The 17,893-nt window shown below is 55.9% G+C and carries 15 protein-coding genes and 1 riboswitch; all 15 genes read left to right on the forward strand.

Annotated features, from left to right (window positions below; all coding sequences use genetic code 11):
- The first annotated feature begins 212 nt into the window (after positions 1 to 212).
- The 15 genes from BLT66_RS05770 (at position 213) to BLT66_RS05840 (ending at position 17,889) form a co-directional block, all read left to right on the forward strand.
- Positions 213 to 1,046: a lytic transglycosylase domain-containing protein gene (locus BLT66_RS05770; protein WP_092756560.1), complete on the forward strand. Its 834-nt coding sequence runs from the start codon at positions 213 to 215 to the stop codon at positions 1,044 to 1,046.
- Between the two features lie 14 nt (positions 1,047 to 1,060).
- A riboswitch (ZMP/ZTP riboswitch) is annotated at positions 1,061 to 1,226 on the forward strand.
- 36 nt (positions 1,227 to 1,262) lie between these two features.
- Positions 1,263 to 2,507: a serine hydroxymethyltransferase gene (gene glyA, locus BLT66_RS05775; RefSeq protein WP_092756562.1), complete on the forward strand. Its 1,245-nt coding sequence runs from the start codon at positions 1,263 to 1,265 to the stop codon at positions 2,505 to 2,507.
- A gap of 24 nt (positions 2,508 to 2,531) precedes the next feature.
- Positions 2,532 to 2,975: a transcriptional regulator NrdR gene (nrdR, locus tag BLT66_RS05780; protein ID WP_092756564.1), complete on the forward strand. Its 444-nt coding sequence runs from the start codon at positions 2,532 to 2,534 to the stop codon at positions 2,973 to 2,975.
- A 106-nt stretch (positions 2,976 to 3,081) separates the two neighbouring features.
- Positions 3,082 to 3,696: a GspH/FimT family pseudopilin gene (locus BLT66_RS05785; protein ID WP_176954976.1), complete on the forward strand. Its 615-nt coding sequence runs from the start codon at positions 3,082 to 3,084 to the stop codon at positions 3,694 to 3,696.
- An 11-nt stretch (positions 3,697 to 3,707) separates the two neighbouring features.
- Entirely contained in the window at positions 3,708 to 4,487 is a 780-nt protein-coding gene (locus BLT66_RS05790; protein ID WP_092756566.1) for a prepilin-type N-terminal cleavage/methylation domain-containing protein, read from the forward strand.
- Positions 4,484 to 5,575, forward strand: a complete 1,092-nt coding sequence (locus BLT66_RS05795; RefSeq protein ID WP_092757039.1) for a PilW family protein — start codon at positions 4,484 to 4,486, stop codon at positions 5,573 to 5,575. The genes BLT66_RS05790 and BLT66_RS05795 overlap by 4 nt, the downstream gene beginning before the upstream one ends.
- 36 nt (positions 5,576 to 5,611) lie before the next feature.
- On the forward strand, positions 5,612 to 6,313 hold the full coding sequence (locus BLT66_RS05800) for a pilus assembly PilX family protein (RefSeq protein WP_255406816.1): 702 nt from the start codon (positions 5,612 to 5,614) through the stop codon (positions 6,311 to 6,313).
- Between the two features lie 237 nt (positions 6,314 to 6,550).
- Positions 6,551 to 11,503 carry a pilus assembly protein gene (locus tag BLT66_RS05805; RefSeq protein WP_255406783.1) on the forward strand — a complete coding sequence of 1,651 codons (4,953 nt, stop codon included), beginning with the start codon at positions 6,551 to 6,553 and terminating at the stop codon, positions 11,501 to 11,503.
- Complete coding sequence (locus tag BLT66_RS05810) at positions 11,500 to 11,985, forward strand: type IV pilin protein (protein WP_092756570.1); 486 nt, start codon at positions 11,500 to 11,502, stop codon at positions 11,983 to 11,985. The genes BLT66_RS05805 and BLT66_RS05810 overlap by 4 nt, the downstream gene beginning before the upstream one ends.
- A gap of 711 nt (positions 11,986 to 12,696) precedes the next feature.
- Positions 12,697 to 13,782, forward strand: coding sequence for a bifunctional diaminohydroxyphosphoribosylaminopyrimidine deaminase/5-amino-6-(5-phosphoribosylamino)uracil reductase RibD (gene ribD / locus BLT66_RS05815; RefSeq protein ID WP_176955003.1), 1,086 nt, complete (start codon positions 12,697 to 12,699; stop codon positions 13,780 to 13,782).
- 61 nt (positions 13,783 to 13,843) lie between these two features.
- Positions 13,844 to 14,488: a riboflavin synthase gene (locus BLT66_RS05820; protein ID WP_092756574.1), complete on the forward strand. Its 645-nt coding sequence runs from the start codon at positions 13,844 to 13,846 to the stop codon at positions 14,486 to 14,488.
- Positions 14,485 to 15,624 (forward strand): bifunctional 3,4-dihydroxy-2-butanone-4-phosphate synthase/GTP cyclohydrolase II, encoded by a 1,140-nt coding sequence (ribBA, locus tag BLT66_RS05825; protein WP_092756576.1) that lies wholly within the window; start codon positions 14,485 to 14,487, stop codon positions 15,622 to 15,624. Before BLT66_RS05820 ends, ribBA begins: the two co-directional genes overlap by 4 nt.
- A 28-nt stretch (positions 15,625 to 15,652) precedes the next feature.
- Positions 15,653 to 16,129, forward strand: coding sequence for a 6,7-dimethyl-8-ribityllumazine synthase (gene ribH / locus BLT66_RS05830; protein ID WP_092756578.1), 477 nt, complete (start codon positions 15,653 to 15,655; stop codon positions 16,127 to 16,129).
- Positions 16,126 to 16,683: a transcription antitermination factor NusB gene (gene nusB, locus BLT66_RS05835; protein ID WP_092756580.1), complete on the forward strand. Its 558-nt coding sequence runs from the start codon at positions 16,126 to 16,128 to the stop codon at positions 16,681 to 16,683. Before ribH ends, nusB begins: the two co-directional genes overlap by 4 nt.
- A 21-nt stretch (positions 16,684 to 16,704) precedes the next feature.
- The gene (locus tag BLT66_RS05840; protein WP_092756582.1) at positions 16,705 to 17,889 is read left to right on the forward strand and encodes a pyridoxal phosphate-dependent aminotransferase; all 1,185 of its coding nucleotides are present in this window, start codon (positions 16,705 to 16,707) and stop codon (positions 17,887 to 17,889) included.
- The last annotated feature ends 4 nt before the right edge of the window (positions 17,890 to 17,893 follow it).

Genomic DNA, 17,893 nt, shown 5'->3' on the forward strand with positions numbered 1-17,893 from the left:
CTCGATATTAATAGTCCTCCTAGAATCCGCCGTCCCCCCGTAAACCGCTACGGACAAACCGACCCGCTGCCGACCCCCGGCTAAGTCAAATCGCTGCCTACGTCTCGAAGACACCGCAGGATTTTGATGGCGTACCAACCCAATCGAAGTGCCAAAGCGAATTGCTCTTACGCAATCTGTCGCCCCCGGCCTTCGCGAGATGAGGAAGTGCTATGACAGCGTTACAGAAGTTAGGGAATGGGTTGCGAACTTTCGCATCCGACATTGCCCAAGGCTTTTTTGAGATCACCCACAACGGATTTGCCCTCTTGGGCTTGGTTGTGGCCTTTACCGTAGTGACCATGACCGCCCGGCCCGATTTGCGCCAGGTTGCCGAAGTCCAGCTGATGGGCTGGCTGCAAGAGCGCCAGGTCGAAGCCACTGGCATGGATACCATCGAAGCGGTAGCCGAGCCCGAGGCGGTAGACCGCGCCACGGCCAGCAATCCGCAAGATCTGCCCAAGCAGCAAGCGGCTGTGGCCTACTGGCTGAGCAAGAAGTACCATGTCGCGGCCGAACCGGTCAGCGCCTTGGTGGCCGAGGCTTATGAGCTGGGCCGCCGCGTCAAGCTCGACCCGACGCTGATTCTGGCCGTCATGGCCATTGAATCCGGCTTCAACCCATTTGCCCAAAGTGCCGTTGGCGCCCAAGGCCTGATGCAGGTCATGACCCGTGTGCACACCGAGAAATACGACGTGTTCGGCGGCAAATTGGCCGCGTTCGACCCGCTGACCAATCTGCGCGTAGGCGTGAAGGTGCTGCAAGAGTGCATTTCGCGCGCTGGTTCCGTCGAAGGCGGACTGCGCTACTACGTGGGTGCAGCCAATATTGAAGACGACGGCGGCTACGCCGGCAAGGTGATGGCCGAACACGGCCGCCTGCAGCAAGTGGCCGCGGGCCGCCCTACCCCTGTTACCACCCCGCGCGCCATTCCGGTCGCGGCACCGGCTGTGAAGCCTCAAGCACCAGCAGAAGCGGAAAAGGTCGCCGCTTTGATGGCTTACTAAGCCTCCGTTACACTAGCACCGTACGCAACTGGCGATAGGCGTGACCCCTGGATTTGATTCAGGGTGCTCACGCTGACGTGGACCACCGCAGCGGCCTTCTTAGCAAGGTCATGCGGGCAACCACTGGGAAGCGTGCCGCCAAATCCGTTTGGCGTTCAGCCGTTCGCCTGGGCAGCACTTGTTCCACCCCAAAGACTTTCGTCTCATAGGACTGCCATGTACGACCGCCAGATTTTGATCGAGCAAACCGACCCCGAGCTGTTTGCAGCCATCCAGGCTGAAAACGCCCGCCAAGAGCACCATATCGAGCTCATCGCCAGCGAAAACTATGCCTCGCCCGCCGTCATGGCTGCGCAAGGCTCGCAGCTGACCAATAAGTACGCCGAAGGCTATCCTGGCCGCCGCTACTACGGTGGCTGCGAGTACGTGGACGTAGCCGAGCAGCTGGCGATTGACCGTGTCAAACAAATTTTCGGCGCCGAAGCCGCCAACGTGCAACCGCATTGCGGCGCGTCCGCGAACGAGGCCGTGTTCCTGGCCTTCTTGAAGCCCGGCGACACCATCATGGGCATGAGCCTGGCCGAAGGCGGTCACCTGACGCATGGCATGGCACTGAACATGAGCGGCAAGTGGTTCAACGTGGTCAGCTACGGCTTGAACGCCAAAGAAGAAATCGACTACGACGCGATGGAGCGCAAGGCCCACGAAACCAAGCCAAAACTGATTATTGCGGGCGCCAGCGCTTACTCTCTTGCTATCGACTTTGAGCGCTTCGCGAAAGTCGCCAAGGCAGTAGGCGCGATCTTCATGGTCGACATGGCGCACTACGCCGGCCTGATTGCTGCAGGTATCTACCCGAATCCCGTGCCGCACGCCGACATCGTCACCTCGACCACCCACAAGAGCCTGCGCGGCCCGCGCGGCGGCATCATCTTGATGAAGTCGGAGTTTGAGAAAGCCATCAACAGCGCCATCTTCCCCGGCCTGCAAGGCGGCCCGCTGATGCACGTGATTGCAGCCAAAGCTGTAGCCTTCAAGGAAGCGCTGGCGCCGGAATTCAAGACTTACCAACAGCAAGTCTTGCGCAACGCCCAGGTTGTTGCCGAGACCCTGACCCAGCGCGGTCTGCGCATCGTCAGCGGCGGCACCCAAAGCCACCTCATGCTGGTGGATTTGCGTGCCAAGGGCATTACCGGCAAGGAAGCTGAAGCCGTGCTGGGCAGCGCCCACATGACGATCAACAAGAACGCCATCCCCAACGACCCTGAAAAGCCGATGGTCACCAGCGGCGTGCGCATAGGCACACCCGCCATGACCACCCGTGGCTTCAAGGACGAGGAAGCCCGCGCCACCGCCAATTTGGTAGCCGACGTGCTGGACAACCCACGCGACGAAGCCAACCTGGACGCCGTGCGCGCCAAGGTCGCCGCACTCACCAGCCGCTTCCCGGTCTACCGTTAAGCCCGCGTGGTTTAACGCACTGCCATGAAATGCCCCTTCTGCGGCCACGGTGAGACCCAAGTGGTCGAAACCCGTGAATCCGATGACGGCGACCTGGTACGTCGCCGCCGCCGCTGCGGGGGCTGTGAGCAGCGCTTCACCACCTATGAGCGCGCAGAAGTAGCCATGCCCAGTGTGGTCAAAAAAGACGGCAGTCGAACTGACTTTGACCGCAGCAAACTACAGGCATCCATGCGCCTGGCCTTGCGCAAGCGTCCAGTCGGTATTGAACAAGTGGAAGCAGCGCTAGACAGGATTGAACGCACCCTTCTATCGAGTGGAATTAAGGAAATGCCCACAGCCAAGCTGGGCGAACTGGTAATGCGCGAACTCAAGAACCTCGACAAAGTCGCTTACGTGCGTTTTGCATCGGTGTACCGCAGCTTTGAAGATGTGGATGAGTTCAGCCGGTTGATCCAGGATATTTGAAGCATTGCGCTAGGCTCGAAAAATAGAATCAGCGGTCGGTTTCACAGGACCAGCGGGCAGATTAACGGCACGGGTTGCATGCACAATCTGATACATGTTTGTTTACATGTCCCCTGCACACCCAAACCGTCATCGAGGCTTTACGGTAATCGAGCTGATGGTTACCGTCGCTCTCGTGGCCATTCTTGCCGCACTGGCCGTTCCCTCGTTACGCGCATTCATTGTGCGCAACAATTTTTCCAGCATGGGCAATGAATTCAGCGGCAGTATTTTGCGAGCGCGGAATGAAGCAGTGAGCAAGAACATGTGCGTCACCATGTGCATGAGCAGCACGGTAGATACCACAACAGGAAATGGACCAGTTTGCTTAACCAACGGCCAAGACTGGCAAGTTGGTTGGATTGTGTTTTTGAACCCCGAATGCAACACCACAATCAACCGCCCACAGGAAACTAATGCCAGCGGCACGCTCGTCAATAAGCCTGAGAACATGCTACTGGTAAGAAGAACCGGAAATGCCGACTACACACTGATGTCGCAAAGTACTACTCGCAAAATCCAGTTCAACCCACGGGGAAACTCAAACCTTGGCGCAGCTGGTCGATTTGATCTAGTTTATACAGACAACCAGTTGTCAAACGCATATGGTTTTAGCATCTGCCTGGATGCTTTGGGGCGGACGCGATCGGTTCCAGCCGCAGTCGTTTGCAATAGCTATTAGGAGTGGATGCTATGCCAAATGTTCACATCCTCATCCAACCGCATTCAAACCGCGCTCGTGGCGTCACACTTATTGAAGTGCTGGTAGCCATAGTCATCCTATCTATAGGACTTCTGGGCATAGCAGGCCTTCAGGTCGCAACCACAAAATTTAAACTCGGAAGCCAGGCTCGCGCAGCAACCGCCTCGCTTTACGCCGATTACGCAGATTTAGCGCGTCTGAACCCTGACATGCTAGGGAAAAGCTGGGTGTCTGGCGGTCGGCTTACAGCAGTACCAGACCATGCCGGCTACAGTTCTCTATATGCATTCCCTGCCTACTCGGACACTGCAACATATGCGAATAATCCGGATGCCATCGGCATTAGCTACCCGACGGGTAGCACTTGGGCTAACCAGCAAGCCATCAGCGATACCACACTTCAAACCCAGATAAATGCCGTAGCCTGTGAAGGTAGCAATGCCATATGTATACCTGCTGACCGCGCCACATACGATATGCTAAGTTGGCGCCAGCGCGTGCGCAACAGTCTGCCACAGGGAGCCGTTTTTGTAACGGGTGACCGTAGTACTGGCGTGGTGGTCACGCTTATGTGGCTCGACAAAGACAACACCGATCAAACGGCAACCACTAACGACGGCACCAGTGGGACCCAGCCAAATTTGGTTCTGGCCACCCAATGCAGCACTGTCGCAAGCACCAACTTTGGCCTCGCGCGGCAAACCTGCTGCCCCGATGCCGCGGCAGCACCTGCTGGAGTGCGTTGTAACCGCTTTTCCTTCATGCCATGAAACACAACAAACTGTTTGTACACCAGCGCGGCGTTACGCTGATTGAACTGATGGTGACAATTGCCATCACTTTGTTTTTAGTAGCGGCTGCAGCCTATGTTTATCTGGGCACAAGAGAAACCCAACGTGCCATTGATCGAAACGGCAGCAATGCCGAAACCGGCACGTTTGTACTACAGCTGATCGGCCGCGACATCATGAAAGCGGGCTACTACCCAGCCAATATCTCCCGCGTCACCACCGACGAAGGTTTCCCCAAGTTGGCCGGCTTCCCTCCCACCAAGGACATCAACAATAACGCACTGGCAACCGACTGGACGCCCCCTACACCGCAGTCAGTTTATCTATCAGGCCTGTTTGGCTGTGATGGCGCGCAATATGATCCAACAGCCACTCCTCCCTGCGGTACGCCTTCGGCCAACGAGCCTGACTCGCTTGTGGTGAATTACTTCACCAACGACAACATGGGTGTCAACGTAGGCGATCGATTTGACTGTAGCGGAGCAGATGTCGCCAACAGTGCCAGCAACGGTAATAGGCTCAATACAGTGCAACCCCTTCAGGCGCCACTCCAGCCGCTATTTGTATCCAACCGCTATGCAATTTCTGCAGCCAAAAAAACCCAAATCGATCAGCAGGAAATAACAACCCGAAGCTTCGCATGTGTTGGCAACGGCAGCGGCGACAACGCTGGAAGTACCGGAATTCCCTACCAACCCATACTTGCTGGCATTGAAGATATGCAAATCACTTATGGGGTTTTTGCCGCGACTGCCAACCAAGATCGTCGAACGCCAGATAAATACTACACAGCGACCGAGGTCAGCAATTTGGCGACTGTATCGGTGGAGTTCGGGGCGCTGGGCGTAACACCGCTGCCACCATGGTCTCGAGTTGTTTCAGTTCGCGTTTGTGTCATGACAAAAAGCGTAGGAGCCGCCCCCAAGATTGCCGACAAAGCCGGCGTTGAGCGGAAATATCTGGACTGCAAAGGCGTAGAGCAAACCCAAGCAGCAAGTGACAGCAGTTTGCGAAAGCGCTTTGTTCAAGAGTTTGCTGTTCGCAATCGGCTGAACCAGACCTACTAGTTCCACACTATGACAAGGCCAAAGAAATTAACGCTCATGCGTTACACACAGCCCGCCCAATCTCAACGAGGAGTCGCACTAGTCATGGTGTTGCTTTTTTTAATAGCAATTACAGGTTTAACAGTCTGGGCTGCTCGCCAATCCATGCTCGGCGAAGGTATGGCCCGCAATCAGCAAGATATGGAGGTAGCCAGACAGGCTGCAGAATCCGCTCTACGCGATGCTGAACGGGATATTGAAAATGCAGGACTAAATGTAGCTAATTGGGCAGTCAATCCCAACCTCTTGGCAGGAAAGTCTTGCTCAAGGACTGCGCGCAAATTGATTGCCATTGACTTCACAACTAATTGCGCCAAAGGGCTATGTCTTCGCACCGAAGCGCAATATGCGAGTTATCAATGGAGTACAGCAGATACATTGACCGGCGGTGAACCTTGGTGGCCGAGTAGTAAAGGCGGTCAATGGGTCAATGACTTTAATGGAAGTACTGTTACCAAGCCTGGTAGAACACCCGTAGACACAAGTAACTGCGAAACATTTACAGGGGGTGTACCACTTGGCACATATACCGGAGCATCCCCAATTAAAGGTGTAGCAGTCCAACCCGAGTATCTGATTGAATACTTCAAGCGTTCAGTACCCGGGCAGCAAGAAAAAGACATATACCGTATCACCGCACGAGGATTTGGCTACACCCCTCGCACTCAGGTGGTTGTTCAGTCCATTTTTCTACCTTAGTCGGTATGAGTGACACGTATTCTATTGATTAACCGAAAAGTAATTCTCTCTGGAGCCTCTATGCTAATAGTCCAAAAATTTTGTACAGCTATACTTATGACTGCAGCATTAGGAGGGCTTCTGCCTGCACAAGCAACTTCGGTAGAAGTATCGTCGCCACGCCCCTTAGTTCCACCAAACGTCACGACCAGCTCCAATCGGCCAATGATCATGTTGGCAGCCTCAAAGGACCACAGTATGTTTGGTCCCGTGTATACAGATTTTGAAGATCTTGATGACGATGGCACAATTGATACAACGTTCAAGCCCACATTCAAATACTACGGCTATTTTGATCCTACAAAATGCTACGCATATGACAATACCAATAAGCAATTTAATCCCGCAGCATCATCCATTATTATTACATCCACTGTAACAACGAATGGCGTCACCAAAACACTGGAAAGATATACATGCACTTCGGCGCAAAGTTACTGGAGTGGAAATTTCCTAAATTGGTCCACCATGACCCGTTTGGATGTTGTTCGAAAAATGCTATATGGTGGAACACGCAGTACAGATGCAACTGGAAATACAGTTCTTGAACGCGTAAAGCTTAACTGGGATGCACATTCATTCGTCAAATACTACCGCGGCACTGACATAAGAGATTACACGCCATTCACAACTGCAGCGTTGACAAAGACTACGGGCAGCAATCCAAACGTGTACGCAGGCCTAAGTATCTGCAACCTAGGCACAAATGACAGCACCACTGCATCCCCAAACCCACCCATAATGAGAATGGTGAAGGGAAATGTTCGCTTTTGGGCCACAGTAGAATATGAAGTATGCCAATGGAGAGACACATACAATTCCGGAACTTTTGGGCCTAAATTAGCCCGATACTATAGAAATTCTGATATTGACGGAATTTCCCACGAAGTCACCATTCCGTCTATTGCTAGAGATGGAGCAACTTATAGCAGCATAGGTCCGGAATTAACTGTACGAGTGAAGGTATGTGACCCTGCATTTATTGGAGAGGAAAGGTGCCAAGCTTTTCCATCCAATTCAACGACCAATTTAAAACCATACGGTTTATTCCAGGAATTCGGATACGCCGCGGCAGGGACTGCCGCGAGAGCGGAATTTGGAGTTATTACAGGTAACTATAGCGAGAACTATACAGCTGGCACCCTACGCAAAAATATGGGTGATTTTGCCGATGAAATTAACCCAAGTACCGGCGTTTTTTGCCATAGCGCTTCTTCTGGTTGTGCAACCACATTAGCGGCCCCAGATGGTCGCACCACCGGCATAGGTGCAATCAAGACATTTGACTCGATATTATTGAATGATAGAACCTCTCGAAGTTACGGATCGTCAGGCACGCCGAGTTCTGTATCCCAAGGCTCTTTATCCTCCTGGGGAAATCCAATTGGAGAAATGCTGGTACAAGCGCTTCAGTATTACTCTTACGACGGTTCTACGCCATCTCCCACAAATCCAAGCACAACCACAAAAGATACGGCGCTAGGACTTCCAACCAGAACTTGGAGTGACCCACTATCAAACTCCAATGCAACACGAAACAGTTTATATGGCAACTCGATTTGTCGCCCTTTAAATACATTACTACTATCCAGCAGCAGCTTGAGTTTTGATGGTCAAGCCGCCACTCCTTTTGCGACCTTACCCAATAGAACGGGGGATATCGCCAGCTATACAAACACGGTAGGTGCAACGGAAGGCATAAACAATAGCTTGCGTTCTATTGGGTCGGTTACTGGTGGTTATGGTGATTCCTGCTCAGCCAAAAGCGTGGTGAATTTATCTGATGTTTCAGGAATTTGCCCTGAAACACCTGCCATGGGAGGTACTTATCAGGTAGCAGGAGCAGCACTGTATGGCAATACTTCCAAAATTCGCACAGTAGCTACACCACCAAGCGATCTGCAATACGTGAAGAATGCCTTGAAAGTCAAAACCTTGGCGGCATCGCTCACTGGTGGTGCGCCGCGCATTGACGTACTGGTACCAGGAACCGGGACTAGCGCATCAAATCCAGCCAAATATGTATACATCACTCCCGAAAGTCTACAAAGCGGCGGCGGTATCAGTGCACCACTCACATTTGCGTCAATCAGCGCAAGCGCGACGCACGGTGCATTTATTGTCACTTGGAACGATATTTTAATGGGTGGCGACTATGACATGGATATCGTAGGCTATTTACGCTACGACATTATCACCAATGCAACTACGCCTACAAGTTACGACATAAAGGTCACAACGGATATACCAGGTGTCTGCGGTGGTGGAGCAGGAACCCATGGATTCAGTATTATTGGAGTCAAAAATTTGCTAAATGCGGATGCTAATGGTCGATACTTAACGCATCAGCATTACAACGCTGGAACGTTACCAGGAATGCCTGCAACTTCACAGTATTTATGTGGAGACAATACTTACAGAAATTTAACCAGCCCAGCCAACACAACCTATAGAAACTTAACCTTAACCAGCCCTGCCTTTGCGGGTGCATACAGCGCGACAGTGTGCAATGTTACGGGAACAGGAGCAACGGGTGATCCAGATATTCCAACAGCCGCCGCTTACTGCACCGTCAAAGATGTTGATTATCCAGTTTCTTTAACTTTTCATATGGATGGTGCATCCAATGCTCTAATTAAAGACCCATTATTTTACGCAGCCAAATATGGCGCATTTGACTCTAGTACAAAAAACAATAACAACACTTATACGGATTTAGCGCTCCCGCCATCTGTAGATTCATGGGATAAAGTCAAAAGCGATGGATCTTTAGGAGCGGACGGCGTGCCCGATAATTATTTCTTGGCCCGTCGTCCAGATCTGCTTGAGGCACAGTTGCGCAAAGCTCTAGATAGCTTGGCCAAGAATGCAAACTCCGCCCCTGCGACAACGTCAGGACAGCTGGCGGAAGGCAGCTATAAATATGTCGCAAAGTTCGACTCCACGACCGTCACAGGTGATGTTGCAGCTTACAAGCTGCTCAGTAGCGGTGCGTTTGACAGTAACCCCACGTGGGAAGTTGGGGAGTTGTTAAAAATCCGCGCCAGCACAGACTACGTAGCCCCTAATCGTCCAGGTAACTCGCGTCAGATCATTACCAATTTCGGAAACAAGAGCACTACAAACACTGCAGCAGCAATGCGCTTCCGTTGGACTGATTTACCCGCCGGGTATGTCACCCAGATGACTACATCCAGCACCAACACCCTCAGCGCCACCAATGCTGCGCTGGTTCTGAATTACATGCGCGGCGATCAATCACTAGAAAGCGCCTCTACTGGACTGAGGGAGCGGGGCGATAATTTATTGGGCCCTATCGTAAATGCCACGCCGTGGGTTCAAGCGCCGCCTTCAGCGAACTTCCTTGAATACCAATCTCCCGGCTACACGGCGTTCGCCAATGACTCCGTCAATGTATCCCGCGAAAAACTACTATGGGTTTCGGCTAACGATGGGATGCTCCATGCATTCTGCGCAGAAGGAGGAGGCACGGTATGTCCTACAGGGGGCAGCGAATTGTTCGCCTATGTCCCAGGCATGTTGGCCAATCGATTGGCCGAAATTCCTCTACAGCGAGGAATTGTAGGCCGAACCCGCTTGCAAGGTGCTAACTTCACATTGGATACAACCGAAACCCAACCCGACAGCACAGTATGGGCTTATGTGGATGGCAGCCCTTTTACCGCAGATGTAAAAACTAATATTGTGGTCGCAACTTCGACCACGGCTGAAACTGGTACCTGGAAGACCATGGCCTTCAGTTCGCTGGGACGAGGAGGACGAGGAATATTTGCCTTGGACGTCACCAATATAAGCACACTTGCTGCAGCAGAAAGTAGCCCTAACAGCATCTTTCAATGGCAGTTCACCCGTGATGATGACGATGACCTCGGATACCTAGTGGGCGACATCGGCACCAATACAAACACACGACAGGCCAATCCGGTAGTTAAGCTGAATAACGGTAAGTTCGGGCTGCTACTAGGAAATGGTTACCGATCAGCCAACGGAAAAGCTGTTTTGTTCATTTTGTTTGTAGATGGACCAAGCATCACCAGTGGCTGGACGGGCCAATACGTAAAAATAGTGGCAGATGCAGGCCCCAACAACGGGCTGATGGGTGTCACTTGGCTAGATCGAGACAACAACGGTACAGCAGACGCAGTGTATGCAGGTGATTTGAAGGGGAATCTGTGGAAATTCGACATCAGCAGTGCAGTTAGTACGGCCAACTGGGATGTCGCTTACAAAGGCACTGGTACACCAGCGGTTAACCGTCCGCTATTCACCGCTCAAAATAGCGTCACAACCGGCAATGTCACTACGGTGACCCCCCTGCCCATCGTTGCAGCCCCGGAGTACGTTTATCCTGCTTTCGATGGACTCATCATCAACTTTGGCACGGGCAATGCTTTGGAAACAGGTGACTTTCCAAAGACCTCGGTACCACAACGCATATTTGGCTTATGGGATCGTCCAGCGTTTAGCTCGACAGACCAAAACGGTACTGGACCGATGATTCAATCCGACCTATCCACGCTGATTACTAGAGCCTATGCGCGAAGCAGCACTGGTGTAGTGACGGCGACACCGAACTCCACTACTGGAGGTGTTTCTACATACACGGCTATAGACTGGACTAGCAAAGATGGTTGGTATTTCAATTTTCCAGGTGCGAGTCCCCCACCAAATACGCCGAACCTGTCGGAAATGCTCTTAGCTGATCCAGATGTGCAGGCTGGGTATTTGTTGTTCCCCACTGTTCGTCAAAAGGTAGGTACGGAAAGCTGTAACAACACACCAGATGTCACGCTCTACATCATTGACCCCATAGCAGGCATTCCCACACGCAAAGCTCAGGGCTTAGCCAGTGATGGGACTTTGATTGCAGGAACCCCTGTGATTAGCCAGAAGTGGGTGACGGTCACCAACCGGTCCACGGCAACCTACAAGCCACAGACCTGTGTTTCCGGAGAAGCTGGCTGCACCAATGTCAACGCAACCACAGGCATTGGTGAAAAGGATGCAACTTGTCCTCCGGGAAGCAAGGCCCTGTCATCGGAGAGCGGATCTGAAAGCCGTACTCTGTGTTACAACCCTTTGGGCCGCGTGCAATGGCGTGAAATTCCTGGACTGAGGACGGACCAATGAAGAACTTGAAGCGCCAGCAGGGCTTTACATTAATAGAGTTAATGATCACGGTTGCCGTTATCGGCATATTGGCAGCGATCGCCTTTCCCAGCTATACAGAGCAGATAGCCCGCGGTCGCCGCACTGAGGCGCAAACGGTTTTGTTGAGCGGCCAACAATGGATGGAGCGTTTTTACTCGGAAAACTATCGTTACGACCAGAATAGCGCGGGAACTGCGGTGACGGATACCAGTCAATTTCCCGCACGAGTAGCCTCTACTCCTGCTGCAGCGTATTACGCCATCACAGTAAGCAATTCAGCATCCAGCCCCCGCACCAGCTATACCATTACAGCTACACGCAAAACCGGTACGAGCATGGCTGCGGATCGCTGCGGCGATATGACAGTGGACCACCTGGGGCGGCGCAGCATCGTGGCAGGCACGTACACAGCCAAGGCTGGATCCAACCTCACCACGGCGATCGCCTACTGCTGGAAATAGGGTCAGGCACTGTACCCGAGAGAATGCGTATTGCCACCGTTGTATGGGCAGCTATCGGCTCATTGGTTATCCATACTGCAATCCTTGGGCTACTTTGGCCAACCACTCCACCGCAACGTATATCCGACAGTCCCTCAACATCCGTCATTCAAGCACGCTTGCTCACCGAGACTAGCACCCAAAAGGAGGAGGAAGCACGAACCTCAGGGCAGCTTCAAGCAGCTGTCATTGCGCCAGAGCCACCTTTGGTCACTCCACGCAAAACAAAAGCTCGATCCAATCACGATACGCCCAACCCGATAGCTGCAGCAACTTCGGCAGAGCAATCCATACCAACCGCTCCAAGCCGCGAAGGCTACTTGCCTATTGAAAAAGTAGACCAACCTGCAACACCGCTAGGTGACTGGGAGATAGATCCCGAAATGTTGCCACGCAATACCACTCTACGGGTAGCAATACAACTCTGGATATCCGCGCAAGGGACGATCGACTATTGGGATCTGCTAGACACATCCATATCAGACCCGGATTTAGTTCAAAAAGCTCTCGCCACAATCGAGCAGACCCGCTTACAGCCAGCCTTGCTAAACCATACCGCGGTGCCTAGCGTACGTAGGTTAGAGCTTGTCATTAGCCGCGAATAGTATTTGCCGATGCTCTCTTCGTCCATATGTAGAAAATCATCCCGTGACTGACTTCGATCTCGATTTGATGCAGCAAGCGCTGGCCCAAGCAACCCAAGCCCGCCTGCTCGCCCCCCCCAACCCAGCTGTCGGCTGCGTTATCACCACCCGAGATGGGCAGATTCTGGGTACAGGTCACACCCAGCGCGTAGGTGGCCCGCACGCCGAAGTCATGGCGCTGCGCGATGCCGCAGCCCGCGGCCACAGCGTGCAGGGCGCGACGGCCTATGTCACCTTGGAGCCCTGCTCCCACCACGGCCGTACCGGCCCATGCTGCGATGCGCTGATTTCAGCCGGTATCCGCAGACTGGTCGCCTCCATCGCCGACCCTAACCCCGTCGTCGCCGGCAACGGTTTTGCCCGGCTGCGCGCCGCTGGCGTCGAGGTTGAAATCGGCCCCGGAGCCGCCGAGTCCCGCGAACTCAACCTCGGCTTCTTCAGTCGCATGGTACGTAAAACACCTTGGGTGCGGATGAAAATCGCTGCCTCGCTGGACGGCAGCACGGGCTTGGCCAATGGCGACAGCCAATGGATCACATCACCTGCAGCCCGAACGGATGGCCATGCTTCCCGGGCCCGCGCCTGTGCGGTGTTGACGGGCATCGGCACCATCCTCAAAGACAATCCCTCGCTGGACGCGCGCTTGGTCGATACGCCGCGGCAACCGCATCTGGTGGTACTGGACAGCCGGCTGGAGACTCCGCCTGACGCTCATATTTTTATAGCTGGTCGCGCAGTCTATATATGCGCTAGCGAGCAAAATGACATTAAAAAGGCAGCCTTGGAGGCGGCAGGAGCCACTGTGCTTTACCTGCCCGATGCGGCAGGCCGGGTCGATCTGGCGGCAATGCTGCGCGAACTAGCGCGGCGCGAGATCAACGAAGTGCATGTGGAAGCCGGCCACACCCTCAACGGCGCGCTGGTCCAGGCCGGTTTAGTGGATGAATTCTTGGTCTACCTGGCACCCATGCTGATAGGCCCGGGCCTGGATATGGCCAGCCTATTGCCGCTGGACCAGCTGTCCGACGCAGTGCCTTTGGAGTTCACATCGGTCAGCCAAGTCGGCCCCGATATCCGCATCGCCGCACGCATTCCGGGCCGCGACCAGTTCTGAACAACTGCGCGGAATTTTCCCCCGCGCCAAGATCCATCCGAAACCCTGCGAAAATAGCCGGATGTTTACCGGAATCATCACCGGCGTGGGGCGCATCGTCGCCGTGCACGACCTGGGCAGCTCTTCATCGCATGGCAAACGTCTCACCCTAGAGACGCCCGCCGGGTATCTGGACGACGTGGGTTTGGGGGACAGCATCGCGCTCAACGGCGCCTGCATGACCGCCACCACTCTCAGCCCCAGCCAGCGCCAATTCACCATCGACATTTCCGCCGAGTCGCTCGACAAGACGACCGGTCTGGACACGCCAGGCCCCGTCAATCTGGAAAAGGCCTTGCGCGCCCACGACCGGCTGGGCGGCCACATCGTCTCCGGCCATGTGGACGGCATAGGCAGCGTGACCGAGTTCAGCCAGATCGGCGAAAGCTGGCTGCTGGTCATCCTGGCGCCGCCCAGCCTGGCCAAATACCTAGCCTACAAGGGCTCGATCACAGTCAACGGGGTCAGCCTCACCGTCAACCAGATTACCGACATGGCCGCGGGATGCGAGATGCGTATCAACCTGATACCGCACACGGTGGACAACACCGCACTCGGCAACCTGCGCGTCGGCTCCAGCGTCAATCTGGAGATTGACCTGATCGCACGCTATGTGGAGCGCATGCTCCAGGCCGACCCGCAGCAACCTGTAAAGCCAGCACCATGACAGCACCCTCTCCCGTCGCCATCTCTCCGGTCGAAGACATCGTTGCCGACATACGCGCCGGCCGCATGGTGATTCTGGTCGACGAAGAAGACCGCGAAAACGAAGGCGACCTGATCCTGGCAGCTGACCATGTAAGCGCCGAAGCCATCAACTTCATGGCCCGCCATGCGCGCGGCTTGATCTGCCTGACCCTGTCGCGTGAAATGTGCGAACGCCTGCAGCTGCCGCCCATGGTGGCGCGCAACGGCACCAAACAAGGTACGGCATTCACCATTTCCATCGAAGCCGCCGAGGGCGTCACTACCGGCATCTCCGCGGCCGACCGCGCCCGCACCGTGCAAGCCGCCGTGGCCCGCAATGCCAGCGCCAGCGATCTGGTGCAGCCCGGCCACATCTTCCCGCTGCAGGCCGTAGATGGTGGCGTGCTGATGCGCGCCGGCCATACCGAAGCCGGCTGTGACCTGTCCGTGATGGCCGGCTGCAGTCCCGCATCGGTGATCTGCGAAGTGATGAACGACGACGGCACCATGGCCCGCCTGCCGGACCTGCAGATCTTTGCCGCGCTGCACGGCCTGAAGATCGGCACCATTGCCGACCTGATCGAATACCGCAGCCGCAATGAATCCCTGATCGAGCAAGTCGGCAGCCGGCAGATTGAAACCGCCTTTGGCAGCTTCACCGCGCGAGCCTTCCGCGACAAGCCCAGCGGCGGCGTGCATCTGGCCTTGGTCAAAGGCAGCTGGGCCGCCGATGAATCGATTGCCGCGCGCGTGCACGAGCCGCTGTCGGTACTCGACGTATTGGAAGTGAACCGCAGCCTGCACTCCTGGAGCCTGGACGCCAGCCTGCGCCACATCGCAACTGAGGGCAAAGGCGTCGCCGTGCTGCTGAACTGCGGCGAAAGCGCCGCCGAGCTGCTGGCCCAGTTTGACGGCACCGCCCGCCCGGCCCAGGCCCCTGAACGCGGCCAGATGGACCTGCGCACCTACGGCATTGGCGCACAGATTCTGCTGGCCTGCGGCGTACACAAGATGCAACTCATGGGCAGCCCACGGCGCAGCCCCGGCCTGGTCGGCTACGGGCTGGAAACCACCGGCTACCTGGCGCCCCAAGAACCCGGCTCAGGTACCACCTAAGCCCCCAACAAGCACACAAGGAACCCACATGCTGGAAGCTGACAAAGGCGGCCTCGCGCCCCAGGATGCCCGCTGGAACGGCAGCAAGCTGCGTATCGCCATCGTGCAAGCCCGTTTCAACGAAGCCATCACCAACGCCCTGGCCGACGCCTGTAAAGGCGAACTGGAAGCCCTGGGCGTGCTGGCCAGCAATATCGACCACGTGCAAGTCCCCGGCGCCCTCGAAGTACCGTTGGCACTGCAAGCGCTGGCCGAAACCGAGCAATACGACGCCATGGTCGCCCTGGGCTGCATCATCCGCGGCGAGACCTACCACTTCGAACTGGTGGCCAACGAATCCGGTAGCGCCGTTACCCGTATCGGGCTGGACTACCAAATCCCGATTGCCAACGCAATCATCACCACCGAAAACCTGGCGCAAGCCGTGGCCCGCCAAACCGACAAGGGCGTTGATGCGGCCCGTGTTGCTGTGGAAATGGCCAACCTGCTGGAACAATTGGCATGAGCACCCCTGACAACACCACCCCACCCGCCTCTGCCACCAAGCGGCCGCGCCAATCGCGTAGCGGCCTCACCGACACCGGCGTGCGCAAAGCCGCCGCCAAGTCCGACCGCAGCCGTGCCCGTGAATTCGCCCTGCAGGCGCTGTACCAGCACCTGGTGGGCCGCAACGACGCGGCGGCTATCGATGTATTCACCCGCGACCTGGCCGGTTTCCACAAGGCCGACTCGGTGCATTACGACGCGCTGCTGCACGGCTGCATCGAACAAGCGGCCGAGCTGGACGCGCTGATCCTGCCGCTGCTGGACCGCAAACTGGAAGAAATCTCGCCCGTCGAGCGCTCCGTCATGTGGATCGGCGTGTACGAGATGCGCAACTGCCTGGACGTGCCCTGGCGCGTGGTGCTGAACGAATGCATCGAGTTGGCCAAGGAATTTGGCGGCACCGACGGCCACAAATATGTGAACGGCATCTTGAACGGCCTGGCGCCCAGCTTGCGCGCCGCCGAGGTCCAGGCCGACAAGGCCGGCAAAGTTGGAAAAACCAATACCGACTAATCCCGACTTAAGGCAGAACGCATGCGGATATCCCGGCGGGCCCAGGCCATCGAGCCGTTTTACGTGATGGAAGTGGCCAAGGCCGCCTCCGAACTGGCCCAGAAAGTCGCCCATACCGACCAGCCGATGGTGTTCCTGAACATCGGCGAACCCGACTTCACAGCGCCCCCGCTGGTGCAGCAGGCCGCCACCCAGGCCATCCGCGACGGCGCCACCCAGTACACCCAGGCCACCGGCATGCTGGCCCTGCGCGAACGCATCAGCGCCTGGTATGCGAGCCGCTTTGGCGTGCAGGTGGCCGCCAGCCGCATCGTGGTGACCGCCGGCGCCTCGGCCGCGCTGCAACTGGCCTGCCTGGCCTTGATAGACGCGGGCGACGAAATCTTGATGCCCGACCCCAGCTACCCCTGCAACCGGCATTTCGTATCGGCGGCCGATGGCAAAGCGGTGCTGCTGCCCGCCAGCGCCGCCGACCGCTACCAGCTGAGCGCAGCCCAGGTCGCCGCCGCCTGGACCGACAAGACCCGCGGCGTGCTGCTGGCATCGCCCTCCAACCCCACCGGTACCTCCATCGCGCCCGACGAGCTACGCCGCATCCACAACGTGGTGCAGCAGCACTGCGGCATCACCCTGGTGGACGAAATCTACCTGGGCCTGAGCCACGATGACCGCTTTGGCCAGACCGCGCTAGCGCTGGACGACCAGATCATCAGCATCAACAGCTTCAGCAAATACTTCCACATGACCGGCTGGCGGCTTGGCTGGCTGGTCGTGCCCGAAGCCCTGGTCCCGGTCATCGAGCGGATTGCGCAAAACCTGTTCATCTGCCCCAGCACCGTGGCACAGCATGCGGCGCTGGCCTGCTTCGAAAACGCCAGCATTGCAGAATTCGAACGCCGCCGGGCCGAGTTCAAAGCCCGGCGCGACTACTTTATTCCAGCCTTGAATGCGCTGGGATTTTTAGTACCCAAAATGCCCGATGGCGCATTCTATGCCTGGGCAGACTGCTCTCAAATATGCAGCAAACTAGGCATCAAGGACAGCTGGGATCTGGCCTATGAAATCATGCACCGGGCCCACGTCGCCGTGACGCCGGGACGCGATTTCGGCAGCGCCGACACGCACAAATACCTGCGCTTCTCCACTGCCAGTTCGATGGACAACCTGCACACGGCCATCGCCCGCTTGCGCGCCATGCTGGGCTGAACAC

Source organism: Rhodoferax sp. OV413 (assembly GCF_900104385.1).
In the GTDB taxonomy this organism is placed as follows: Bacteria; Pseudomonadota; Gammaproteobacteria; order Burkholderiales; family Burkholderiaceae_C; genus Rhodoferax_B.